This is a genomic window from Micromonospora sp. ATCC 39149 (assembly GCF_000158815.1).
Lineage (GTDB): Bacteria > Actinomycetota > Actinomycetes > Mycobacteriales > Micromonosporaceae > Micromonospora.
The window spans coordinates 6,011,604-6,023,487 of record NZ_GG657738.1 but is presented as its reverse complement, the minus strand read 5'-3'; the positions used below and the strand labels follow the sequence as shown (position 1 = coordinate 6,023,487).

9 protein-coding genes and 1 pseudogene are annotated in these 11,884 nt (G+C 71.5%); 4 read left to right on the top strand and 6 right to left on the bottom strand.

The features are described 5' to 3' along the window. Positions 1-48: 48 nt before the first annotated feature. Positions 49-276, bottom strand: coding sequence for a hypothetical protein (locus MCAG_RS29925; RefSeq protein ID WP_050778073.1), 228 nt, complete (start codon positions 274-276; stop codon positions 49-51). Between the two features lie 110 nt (positions 277-386). On the opposite strand from MCAG_RS29925, the gene MCAG_RS26365 reads away from it, so the two are divergent. Together MCAG_RS26365 and MCAG_RS26360 are read left to right on the top strand one after the other, a co-directional pair. Then, positions 387-1,526, top strand: a complete 1,140-nt coding sequence (locus MCAG_RS26365) for an ROK family transcriptional regulator (protein ID WP_050778072.1) — start codon at positions 387-389, stop codon at positions 1,524-1,526. A 21-nt stretch (positions 1,527-1,547) separates the two neighbouring features. Continuing rightward, complete coding sequence (locus MCAG_RS26360) at positions 1,548-2,405, top strand: RICIN domain-containing protein (protein ID WP_007075998.1); 858 nt, start codon at positions 1,548-1,550, stop codon at positions 2,403-2,405. Positions 2,406-2,460: 55 nt separating this feature from the next. Here MCAG_RS26360 and MCAG_RS26355 read toward each other — a convergent pair whose 3' ends face one another. Next, positions 2,461-2,982 carry a cellulase family glycosylhydrolase gene (locus tag MCAG_RS26355; RefSeq protein WP_007075997.1) on the bottom strand — a complete coding sequence of 174 codons (522 nt, stop codon included), beginning with the start codon at positions 2,980-2,982 and terminating at the stop codon, positions 2,461-2,463. A 238-nt stretch (positions 2,983-3,220) separates the two neighbouring features. On the opposite strand from MCAG_RS26355, the gene MCAG_RS26350 reads away from it, so the two are divergent. Both MCAG_RS26350 and MCAG_RS26345 read left to right on the top strand, forming a co-directional pair. Continuing rightward, positions 3,221-4,501, top strand: coding sequence for an ROK family transcriptional regulator (locus tag MCAG_RS26350; protein WP_050778069.1), 1,281 nt, complete (start codon positions 3,221-3,223; stop codon positions 4,499-4,501). A 93-nt stretch (positions 4,502-4,594) separates the two neighbouring features. Then, positions 4,595-7,060, top strand: coding sequence for a glycoside hydrolase family 2 protein (locus MCAG_RS26345; protein WP_036375346.1), 2,466 nt, complete (start codon positions 4,595-4,597; stop codon positions 7,058-7,060). A gap of 77 nt (positions 7,061-7,137) precedes the next feature. On the opposite strand, the gene MCAG_RS35270 is transcribed toward MCAG_RS26345, so the two are convergent. From MCAG_RS35270 to MCAG_RS26330, 4 genes and pseudogenes are all read right to left on the bottom strand, one after another. Beyond that, positions 7,138-7,665 carry a PfkB family carbohydrate kinase gene (locus MCAG_RS35270; protein ID WP_369751385.1) on the bottom strand — a complete coding sequence of 176 codons (528 nt, stop codon included), beginning with the start codon at positions 7,663-7,665 and terminating at the stop codon, positions 7,138-7,140. 46 nt (positions 7,666-7,711) lie between these two features. Beyond that, positions 7,712-7,975 (bottom strand): annotated as a pseudogene (locus MCAG_RS36395) (PfkB family carbohydrate kinase); the annotation flags it as partial. Continuing rightward, on the bottom strand, positions 7,960-9,282 hold the full coding sequence (locus tag MCAG_RS26335) for an AGE family epimerase/isomerase (RefSeq protein WP_007075993.1): 1,323 nt from the start codon (positions 9,280-9,282) through the stop codon (positions 7,960-7,962). The gene MCAG_RS26335 and the pseudogene MCAG_RS36395, both read right to left, overlap by 16 nt. Further along, a complete protein-coding gene (locus MCAG_RS26330; RefSeq protein ID WP_007075992.1) occupies positions 9,279-11,870 on the bottom strand; it encodes a glycoside hydrolase family 2 protein in 2,592 nt (863 codons plus the stop codon). The genes MCAG_RS26335 and MCAG_RS26330 overlap by 4 nt, the downstream gene beginning before the upstream one ends. Between the last annotated feature and the right edge of the window lie 14 nt (positions 11,871-11,884).

Sequence of the window (11,884 nt, the reverse complement as noted above, 5' to 3'; positions counted from 1 at the left end):
CGGCACGCCCCACCGCAGGCCGCCGTCGACCGGTAGCAGTTCCTCGATCTACGACGGGCGGGAGAAACTGGTGACGTGCCGTCCGGCACCCGACGGGTTGGCGGGCCCGGCCGACATGGTGGCGGCTTCCCGGGCGGCCTGCGGCGGTAGGCTCGTTCCCCAGTACTTCTGAAGCACCAGCGCCTCGTCGGTCGCGGGGTCGACCTCGACCCCGACCACGTAGGTGGAATTGCGGGTGCTGAGTGCCCACAACCGGCCGTGCTGGTCGAGCGGCACCAGCGGTATTATGTCCTCCGTGAACTATGTTCGGCAGAACAAGCGCCGAGCGGCGAGCGGGCCACGTTCATTCCTTGACATCATCAACAAACCCGGTCAGGATGTCCAGTGTGTTGTCCGAGGCGCATCTGACCGAGGGCATGCGATCGGTTTTCGTGGAGCTGCTGGTGCACGGGCCGCTGTCACGGGCAGAGGCGGCACGCCGGCTGGACCTGTCGCCGTCCGCCGTGACCAAGCTGACCAAGCCGTTGCTGCAAGATGGCTATCTGCTCCAACAGCCGGTCGGCGACCGCAACGCGATGGGTCGCCCCTCCCAGCCACTGGCGGTCGATCCGGCCCGTGCGGCGTTGATCGGTGTCAAGCTGACCGAAGACGAGCTGTTCGCGGTCCGCACCGATCTTCGCGCCGAGATACAGCGCGAGCTGCGTCGCCCCCTGATCAGCCACGACGTCGACGACGTCGTGGCCTGCGTCGGCGAGGCCGTACGCGATCTGACCGGATCGGGGAAGCCGCCCGCGGCGGTCGGGATAAGCCTGGCGGGCACGGCCTCCGGAGGAGACCCGGTCGTGCCCACCTCTCCGTTTCTGGGTTGGCGGAATGTGCCCCTGGGCGGCCTCGTTGCGGCGGCCACGGGCATACCAGCGGTGGTGGTGGAGAACGACGTACGCGCGCTGACCGCCGCGCAGCAGTGGTTCGGTGCGGGCGTGGGGCACAGCTCGTTCGCGCTGGTCACGGTAGGCGCCGGTCTCGGTTGCGGCCTCGTGATCGGCGACCGCCTCGTGCGTGGCGCCGGCCGAGGCACTGGCCTGGTGGGCCACATGTCGATCCACGACAGCGGTCCGCTGTGCGAGATGGGCCACCGCGGCTGCGCCCGGGCGTACGTGAGCTCGGCGGCGATCCGTCGCGCTGTCGCGACGACCCTCGACCGTCCGGATCTGACCTTCGAGGCGTGCCTGGCGCTGGCGGCGGAGGGCCAGCCTGCTGCCCGGCGCATCTTGGAGGAGGCCGGCGAAGCTCTTGGGCAGGTGGTCGCCACGGTCGCGAACATCACCGGCGTGCAGCTGGTCATCCTGTCCGGTGAGGCGGTGGCGATGTACGACGTGTGCGCCGGGGCGTTCGACGCGGCGCTCGCCGCCCATACCCACTGGACCTCGACGCCCATCGACGTGGTGGTCAAGCCTTTCACCTTCAGCGAGTGGGCCCGGGGCGCCGCCGTCATCGCTCTGCAGCACCGCATCCTCGGCCGCTGACGCCCGCCTCCCGCGACCCGGGTGAGGCTGGCCCAGTTTCTTGATGCCATCAACCAGCTCCGCGCCCGAACCGGACATACATGCTCGCGACGCATCGACATACTGGCCGCGCTGGAATACCTCACCGGGCAGAGCCCGGTCCGAGACCGGGCCGACCCGAATCGGCTCGCCGTGCTCGGTCACTGCATGGGCGGCGGCGGTGCCATCAGCGCCACCATGCGCCGACCCTCACTCAAGGCGGCCGTGCCCCTGGCGCCGGCCTCGTTCTCCCAGAACCTGTCCAGCGTACGAGTACCCACGCTGATGATGGGCGCGCGGGACGACGGCACCATCCCCGCGTCCTCGCTCAACAGTCTGTGGGCCACCAAACCGTCCACCACGAAGGGCGCCTACGTCGAGCTCTCCGGCGGCGGCCACGGGTTCCCCACCTGGGGCAACTCCCAGGTGACCCGGCGGGAGATCCCCTGGCTGAAGATCTTCCTCGACAACGACAACCGCTACACGCAGTTCCTGTGCCCGTCACTCGCGGACTCCACGGGCGTCTCGCGGTACCTCAGCGAATGCCCGTACGGATCCACCGGTCAGCCGTCGTCCCCGCCGGTCACCACGCCGCCGGCCTCCGGCGGGCCGATCCGCGCGGTGGGCGCGGGCAAGTGCCTGGACGTCCCGAACGCCTCCCAGACCAACGACACCCAGCTCACCATCTGGGACTGCACCGGCAACCCCAACCAACAGTGGAACGTCAACGCCAACGGCACCATCACCGGCGTCCAGTCCGGCCTCTGCCTCGACGTCACCGGCGGCTCCACCGCCAACGGCGCCCTGGCACAACTGTGGTCCTGCAACGGCGGCAACAACCAACAATGGCGCCTGGGATAGCCGCCACCGCATCCGGTTCAGGCACCGCCGCGTGCCGAGCCTGAGATGGCATCGGCTACTGACATGGAGCACATGATGATGATGGCCGTACGGCGCAGGTAGCTACCAGCCGATTCCGAGGGGCAACTGGGCGGACGCCAGGGACAACTTTCCCTACGACGAGAACGAGGTCCTGCATGCCGGCGGCCTCGTAGGGGAGGCCGGCGCAGGTGCCGCCGTCGCGTAGGCACTGCCAGCCCAGGGTCTTGTTCCATTCGGCGGGCATGTCCGGGTACGGCTCGTTGAACAGGTCGAAGACGACCGCGTCGTTGCCCTTGAAGGTGTTGGCGACGCCGGTCCAGAACTGCGGGGCGTACCGCGCGTCCGGCATCGGCTTCTGGCAGGTGGCGTGCTCGTCCTTGCAGTGCCAGTCCGGGCTGTTCGTGTAGGCGCCCCAGTTCCAGTGCAGGTCGAGGATGACGTTGATGCCGTTGGCGACCAAGAGGTCCACGTAGTCCTTGACGCCCTGTTGGTAGGTACTTGACCGCGCAGCCGGGGGAGGCCGCCGCGGCAGGGAGGGTGGCCGTTGCCATGCCACCCAGCATCAGCGCGCCAGCGGTGCCGGCGGCCAGCAGCGCATGACGATGTTGCATCTGATCTCCTCGTGCTGGTGAGAGATCGATGGGAGCGCTACGGAACACCCTTTATTAGGCTGGTTATGAAAGTCAATACACCGCAGGGCCGCGCTTGAGTTATGGGCGAAGGCAGTGCGGGTGACCAAGAAAGCGGTAAGTGAAGTAACCTGGCAAAGCGGGCGGAATACAGGGGGAGGGACCGTGGCGAGCAGCCCGATCTGGGCCAGCCGGCCGAAGACGCGCGGCCTGGTGCTGGACGTGATCAGGTCGGCGCGCAGCATCAGCCGGGTGGAGCTCGCGGCGGCGACGGGTCTGACCGGCGCGACGATCTCCGAGGTCGTGCGCGAGCTGATGGGTGACGGCCTGGTGGTCGAGTCTGGCCGGGGTGCGCCGACGGGTGGCAAGCCACGCACCATGGTGCAGCTCAATCCGCTGGCCCGCTACAGCGTCGGGGTCCAGCTCGAGCGCAACACGTGCGTGATCGTTGTCGTCGACCTGGCGGGCCGGCAGGTGGCCCGGACGTCGTTCCAGGGGGTGGCGTCGATGCCGCCGGAGCGGGCACTGCCGTTGGTGGCCACTCAGGTGGACGCGTTGCTGGCCACGGCGGCCGTCGATCGCGACAGGGTATTGGGGGTCGGCCTGGTCAGCTACGGGCCGCAGGATCGACACGCGGGCGTGCTGTTGACGCCGCAGCCGACCGACGAGTGGCTCGACCACCCGGTCGTGCGGCGGCTGGCGGAGAGTCTCGGGCTGCCCGTCCTGCTCGACAACGACGCGGCGGCGGCCGCGATCGGCGAGTACTGGATGGGCTCGGTGGACCCGCGTAGCACCTATGGCTGCATCTACATGGCCACCGGGATCGGCGGCGGGGTCGTGGTCGCTGGCGAGGTCTATCGGGGAAGTTCCTCGAACAGCGTGGAGATCGGTCACATCTCGATCGACATCAACGGCGACGAGTGCCCGTGCGGCAACGTCGGCTGCCTGGAGAACTACGCAGGCCCGTCGGCGCTGGTCCGGCAGGCCCTGGCCACACCGGGGCTCGCCCGGCGGCTGGCGCTGGACCCGACCGCCGCCGACGTCCTCACCGAGTTCGCGCGGATCGCGGCCGCGGCGAACGCCGGCGACACCGACGCACGGGGCCTCGTCGAGCAGTCGGCCCGCTATCTCGGTTGCGCGGCGGTCACCATGGCGTGCCTGTTCGATCTGGACGCGATCGTCCTGGCCGGCCCGAGCTTCGCGGTGGCCGGCTCGATCTACCAGGCGATGATCCAGCAGGAGGTGGACCGCCGCATGTTCGCACGGCGGGCGCACCCGGTACGGATCGTGCCGTCGGTCAACGGGTCGGACGCGGCGGCGATCGGCGGGGCGGTCCTCGTCCTGCAGAGCGAGCTGACCCTCGGCCGTCCCCGCCCGGAGGGCAGGACGCGCGCCGCCGGTTCGGGCGACGCCGCGCGTTTGGGCCCGGATGTCGCTGTCCGCTGAGGCCCCTGCGCACCTGGTGCGTTGACTTACTTCGGTAACCTACGTAAGGATCATCCTCGTGTCTGGTCCCTGCCGCCAACGAGGAGGACCCCGATGATGCGCACGACCTTGCACGCGGGCTGGCGTCTGCGTGCCATCAAAGGCCCCGCGCCGGACATCCTCGCCGAGCGGGACGTTCCCGCTCAGGTGCCCGGCAGCACCCACCTCGACCTGATGGCCGCCGGCCTCATCCCCGACCCGTATCTGGACCGCAACGAGGCGGCCCTGACCTGGATGCACCGCGTCGACTGGCAGTACACGACGGGGTTCCAGGCGAGTGCGCCCGGCGTGGGCGAGCGGGTCGAGCTGGTCTTCGACGGCATCGACACGGTCGCCACCATCGAGCTCAACGGCGTCGTGCTCGGCCACACCGCCAACATGCACCGCGGCTACCGGTTCGACGTCCGCGAGTCGCTGCGGGAGGGCGGCAACGAGCTGACCGTGACGCTGGGATCCGCGCTCACCCACGCCGAGCAGATGGAGGCCCGGCTCGGCTGGCGTCAGCGCGCCTACCCGCACCCGTACAACGCGATCCGCAAGATGGCCTGCTCGTTCGGCTGGGACTGGGGACCGGACCTGCAGACGGCCGGCATCTGGAAGCCTGTGCGGCTGGAACGCTGGGACACCTCCCGCCTGGCCAGGGTGCGCCCGCTCGTCGCCGTCGACGCCGACGGCACCGGACGCGTCGACGTACACCTGGAACTGGACCGCGCCTCGGACCGCGACTACACCGCGGTGGTCACGGTCGGCGACCGCGAGGAACGGGTAACCGTATCCGGCGACGCCGCCCACGTCACCGTCCTCGTGCCGGGCGCCCGGCTTTGGTGGCCGGTCGGCTACGGCGAGCAGCCGCTCTACGAGCTGGCCATCACGCTCCTGGCCGACGGCGAGCCGGTGGACACCGACCGGCGCCGGATCGGGTTCCGCACCGTCGCCGTGGACACCGAGCCGGACGAGACCGGCACGCCGTTCACCTTCGTTGTCAACGGCACCCGGGTCTTCGCCAAGGGTGCCAACTGGATCCCGGACGACCACCTCCTCACCCGGGTCACCCCCGAGCGGCTCGCCCGCCGGATCGACCAGGCCGTCGGGGCGAACATGAACATGCTGCGGATCTGGGGTGGCGGCATCTACGAGACCGACGACTTCTACGACGCCTGCGACGAACGCGGCGTGCTGGTGTGGCAGGACTTCCCCTTTGCGTGCGCCTTCTACGCCGAGGAAGAGCCCCTGTGTGGCGAGGTCGAGGCCGAGGCGCGGGAGAACGTCACCCGGCTGGTCGCCCGCCCGTCGCTCGTGCTGTGGAACGGCAACAACGAGAACCTGCCCGCCTACACTGACTGGGAGGGTTGGCAGGAGGCCCTCGACGGACGCAGTTGGGGGCTCGGCTACTACACCGAACTGCTGCCCGGACTCGTCACCGAACTGGACCCCACCCGCCCCTACGCGCCCGGCAGCCCCTACAGCCCTGGCGACCTTCCGCCCAACGACGCCCTCTATGGCACCCGCCACGAGTGGGACGTCTGGAACGTGCTCGACTACACCCACTACCGCGACCAGATCCCGCGGTTCTGCGCGGAGTTCGGCTTCCAGGGCCCACCAACCTGGGCGACCCTCACCCGCTGGATCCACGACCAGCCGCTGACACCCACCTCACCCGCGTTCCTGCTCCACCAGAAGGCCGGTGACGGCAACGGCAAGCTGGACCGCGGCCTCGCACCCCACCTGCCGGTCCCGGACGACTTCGAGCAGTGGCACTGGGCGACACAGCTCAACCAGGCGCGGGCGGTGGCGTTCGGCGTCGAACACTTCCGCTCCTGGTGGCCACGGACGGCCGGAGCCCTTGTCTGGCAGCTCAACGACTGCTGGCCGGTCACCTCTTGGGCTGCCGTGGACAGCGACGAACGGCCCAAGCCCCTCTACTACGCGCTCAAGCACGCGTTCGCGCCGCGGCTGCTGACCGTGCAACCCCGCGAGGGACGAGCCACACTGGTCGCGGTCAACGACCACGACGAGCCGTGGACGGGTACGATCCTCGCCGCCCGGCAGACCCTCGCCGGCGACATCCTGGCGACCGCCGAGCTGCCGCTCGATGTCGCGCCCCGGTCCGTCGCCCTGCTGGATCTGACCGACGACCTGCTTACACCCGTCGATCCGAGAAGCGAGATTCTGTTCGCCGCCGCCGCCGGCGGCGCCCGCGTCCACCACCAGTTCGCCGAGGACCGCGACCTCGCCTACGACCCGACGCCCTACACCGCCGAGGTCACGCCCGTGGCCGGCGGCTACCGGGTGGTCGTGCGAGCCACGTCGTACGTGCGGGACCTCGCCCTGCTCGCCGACAAGGTGGCCCCCGACGCGGTAGTGGACGACATGCTCGTCTCGCTGCTCGCGGGCGAGACCCACGCCTTCACCGTGCGCACCGCGGCGTCCCTGGCCGACCCGTCCGCTCTGCTGCATCCGCGCGTGCTGCGCTCCGCCAACGCGGCAGCTCGGGCCGAGGAAAGGCCCGACAAGGACTGACCGGGCGTCCCCCGCGTCCCCGCCGGAACGGCTGCGGGTCTTGTCCGACCCGCAGCCGCCGTGGTGACGCTGTCGCCTCAGGCGGTCGCCGCCTGCGTCGCCGCGTCGAGCTCGGCCGGCGTCGGTGGGTCGGCGCCCGGCCTGGACACCGTGATGGCGGCGGCGCTCGCCGACCGAGACGCAGCCCGGCGCAGTTCTCCCGGCTCAGTGCGGCGAGCGCCTCGCGCGGTCGGACCGTGCGCCCCGAGACCCACGAGCGCGTCGATGAGCGCCCCCATGAAGGTGTCGCCGGCGCCGATCGTGTCGGCCACGGTCACCGGCACGCCCGGCACAGTGACGACTTCGTCGCCGCGTACGAGCACGCTGCCGTCCGCGCCCCGGGTGACAACGACCAGGACCGGCCCCGACGCCGTCCAGGCGCGGGCCACCTCCACCGGGTCGGCGCCGGGGTGGTACCAGCCGAGGTCCTCGTCGGACACCTTGACGACGTCGCTGAGCCTGACCAGCCGCTCGACGCGCGGCAGCACCTGCGCGACGTCCGGGGTGATCGCCGGGCGCGCGTTCGGGTCGAACGTCACCAGCCCGCGCCCGCGGGCCTCGCGCAGCGCGTCCTCGACCGCGGCGGCGCCCGGGTCGAGCGCGGTGCGCCACGACGGCGACGTCCGACGCCTCGAGCCAGTCCCGCGCGGCGGCGCCGCGCGAGTCGTCGGCGAGTGTGGTGACGAGCACCGGCCCGCGGCCCAGGCGCCCGAGCGTCACGGCCACGTTCGCGGGGCTGCCGCCGGGTAGCTCGCGCACACCGAGGTCGGCACCGTCGCCGCGGCTCGCCGACACCACGTCGATCAACGTCTCGCCGATCACCACCACCGCCCTCACCGGGGGCACGTCCACGCGCCTGCTCACGTCAACTGCCATCGGCCGTCGGTGCCCGTCCTGGAAGGGCCGAGCAGCCCCGCCCGTAGCGCCCGTGCGAGCGTGGGCGCGAGCGGCAGGCGCGGCAGCAACGTGGCCTGCAACGCGTGGTAGACATCGGGTTTGCCGGGCCACACGGTCGCGGCGGGCCTGTTGTGCGGGTCGAGCTCGTGCCACCACGAGCCGCCCGTGTGGTCGAGCAGATGACGCTCGGCGTAGTCCCACCAGGCGGCGTAGCGGGCGGCGTACCGCCGCTGGCCAGTGCGCCGGTACAGCGCCGCCGCGGCGGCGATCGCCTCGGCCATCACCCAGTGCATCCGCTGGCGCACCAAGGGCGTGCCGTCCCAGTCGACGGTGTAGACGAAGCCCTCCGCGCCGTCGGCGTCCCAGCCGTCTTCGACGGCCCGGTCGAACAGGCGCACCGCCGCTGCGGCGAGGGCGTCATCGGCACCGACCGCGGCCTCGACGTGCAACAGCAGCCGTGACCACTCCAGACCATGTCCGGGGGTGGCGCCGTACGGCTCGAAGGGGTCGGCCGGCTGGTTGCGGTTGCGGCCGAGATCCGGAGCCCAGTCCGGCCCGAAGTGTTCAGGCAGGCGCCCGTCGTGGGTGGCGGCAAGCTCGACGACGAACCGTGCCGCCCGCGCGGCACGGTATCGCCAGGCGGCCGCTCCCCCGCCGACGGCGGGTGCGTCCGGGGCCTCGAGCACCTCGACGGCGTCGGCCACGGCGAGCAGCGCCTCGACGGAGTGCATCGTGGCGTTGAGGCCACGGTAGTCGTCGGGCCGCGTGAAGTCGGCGTCCCAGGTGTCCACCGGGCGACCGGCGTCGTCGTCCCAGAACCGCTGGAGGTAGACGTCGGCGGCGTCGGCGAGCAGCGTGGTGCCGCCGGGCCGGCCGGCGAGCGCCGCGGACGACGCAGCGAGCAGCACGAAGGCGTGGTCGTAGCAGGACTTGCCGGCGGCGCGATCGGGGACGCCGTCGGGTCCGAGCGCATGGAACCACCCACCGTGCTCGGCGTCACGCAGTCGGCTGGTCAGGGCCTTCAGCGCGGCGTCGGCGACGGGAGCGCTGCCGGGCACGCCGAGCAGCACACCGAGTGAGTACGCGTGCGTGGTGCGGGCGGTGATCCAGGTGAGCACGCCGTACGTGGGATCCGGTTCGCCAGTCGTGTCCAGGTAGGCGGCGCCGCCGTCGGGCAGCGCGGACCGCGCGCCGAAGGCGAGCAGCCGGCGGCACTCGGCGTCCAGCCATGCGTGGTGGGCGGGCAGGGCGAGCCGGTCCACGGGGACGGCCGGGGTGGCGGTCACGGAAGGGTCCTCTCTGCCGGGCCCAAGAGGGTGTTGGCGCAGCGCACGGCGGCGGCGAAGGCCTGCGGGTCGCCTGACGGCGACGTCACGCGGAAGGTGACGGACCGGCCGGCCCGAAGGTTCACCATGCCGTCGTTCACGCAGGCCGCGGGATCGACCACGTCGGCAGGGCAGAACACGTCGCGGGTGTAGGACGTGGCGGTCACGTGCAGCAGGCAGCCGTCGTCCGTGGGCACGGCCTCGACCCGCAGCGGCTGGGGGTCGAGGCGCTGGTCGAGCACCTCGGCGCCGTGCCGGAACGCCGGCGCGAATCCTGCGGTGGCGTCGTCGGGCTCGGTCACGATGACCTCGGTGGCGGGATCCCCGAACGCGGCGACCTCGTCCGGGACCGTCAGCGTGGCCGCCCCGCGCGCGGGCACCGACGCCTCGAGCGTGGCCTTCGCCAGCAGCGTGCCGTCGAACGTCTCCCGCGTCACGGTGAAGGTGCCGCGAAACGCCTCGGCGGTGTCGTTGACGAGCACGAGCGCGAGGGTGTCCGGGTCCGGCTCGAGTCCTTCCCACGCGCTGGCCCACGCCTCGGCGGACGCGCGCGGCTGCAGTGTGGCCAGGCGCGGGGCGTACGCGGCCCGCAGGGCGTACCAGAGGGGCTTGCGGCGCTCGGCGAAGTCGATGGCGGCCCAGGACACCACCGGCCAGTTGTCGTTGAGCTGCCACAGGATCGTCCCGGTGTTGTGGGGCGTCAGGGAGCGGAAGTGTTCGACGCCGAACCGGATGGCGTGCGCCTGGTTGAGCTGGGTGGTCCAGTGCCAATCCCCGATGGTGACAGGGTCGGGCAGGTGGCCCTTCCACCCACGTTCGAGCTTCGCGTTGCCGAGGTTGGCCTTCTGGTGCACCAGCATCTGCGGGCCGAACGGGTCGAGCGGCTCGTCGTGCACCACGCTGGTGAGGCTGGACCAGGCGGGCGGCGCCTGGAAGCCGAACTCGGAGACGAAGCGCGGCTTGTACCGGGCATAGACGGTGTAGTCCGCCCGGTTCCACACGTCCCAGATGTGCATGGTGCCGTAGCGCTCATCGTTCGGGTGCCGGTAGTCGCCGAACGAGTAGGGGCTCGCCGGCGAGTAGGGGCGCGTGGGGTCGAGCTCGGCGAGCACGCGCGGCAGCAGGTCGCGGTAGTAGAGGTCACCCCAGCCCCGGCCGTCCAGGCGGCCGGGCCACCCCCAGTCCACCGAGCCCCACGTGTTCTCGTTGTTGCCGTTCCACAGCACGAGGGACGGGTGGGGGCTGAGCCGTGCCACGTTCTCGCGGGCCTCGGCGTCGATTTCCGTCCACATCGGTGCGTCCTCGCTGTACGCGGCGCAGGCGAAGAGGAAGTCCTGCCACATCAGCAAGCCGTGCTCGTCGGCCAGGTCGTACAGGTCGTCGGACTCGTAGATGCCGCCGCCCCACACGCGCAGCAGGTTGATGTTGGCCTCCAGCGCGTCGGCCACGCGTCGGCCGTACCGGTCGCGGTCGATCGCGGTGAGGAACGCGTGATCCGGGATCCAGTTGGCGCCCCGCACGAGCACCCGCTCGCCGTTGACCCGGAGCAGGAACGGTGCCCCGGCCTCGTCGGGTGTCGTGTCGAGCTCGACGGTGCGGAAGCCGACGCGCCCGTACCAGGACGCGACGCCGCCCGCGGTGCCTGCCTCGACCTCCACGCCGTACAGCGGCTGGTCTCCGTACCCGACGGGCCACCAGCGCCGCACGTCGGTCACCGTGACGAGGACCACGGCGGATGTCTCGCCGGCGGGCACGATGCCGCTGGCGTTCAGCGTGGCGCCGTCGGGGTCGGTGACGGTGACGACGAGCGAGACGTCCTCGTCGGCGCGTACGCCGTCGCGCTCCACCTCCACGTGCACTCTCAGCAGGCCGTCGTCGTGGCGGACGGGGCCGTCGCTCCCCCCGGTCGGCACCACGTCCACGAGCGGCCGTACCGAGGCGATGCGCACCCCGGACCACGAGTCGAGCCCGATCGGCTTCCAGATGCCGGCACCGGCGACGTCGATGCCCCAGTCCCAGCCGAACGAGCACGCCATCTTGCGCAGCTGGTTGTACTCGTGGTGGTTGGCGCGCGGCAGGGCGCCGTCGCGCTGAGCCCGCGCCGTCGCCTCGGGCACCGGGGCGGCGAACGTCACCGTGAGAGTGTTCTCCCCCTCGCGCAGTGCCCCGCGCACGTCCCAGCGGTAGGAGCGGTGCATGTTCTGCGTCCGCCCCACCACGTCGCCGTTGAGCTGCACGGTGACCACGGTGTCCAGCCCGTGAGCCACGAGGTCGTGGCGCGTCGAGGGGTCGTCGGACCACCTGAACGTCGTCGAGAAGCGCCACGCCGTGTCGCCGATCCACTGCTGCGCGGCCTCGTTGGCGCCGTCGAACGGGTCGTCGATCAGGCCGGCGCGCCGCAGGTCCAGGTGCGCCTCGCCGGGCACGACGGCGGGTACGCCGCCGGCGAGGGCCGCGGCGACGGCCGCGGGGACGTCGTCGGGGAGCGCGGCGGCGGTGAGGGCCCAGCCGTGGTGCAGGGCACGGAAGGTGGAGGGGAGGTGAGCCATGCGATGTCCTCGGG

What these genes read in the sequence shown, in the direction of transcription:
- MCAG_RS26345 (WP_036375346.1), top strand. Translation starts at nt 4,595, where the DNA reads ATGATGCGCACGACCTTGCACGCGGGCTGGCGTCTGCGTGCCATCAAA.
- MCAG_RS26330 (WP_007075992.1), bottom strand. Translation starts at nt 11,870, where the DNA reads ATGGCTCACCTCCCCTCCACCTTCCGTGCCCTGCACCACGGCTGGGCC.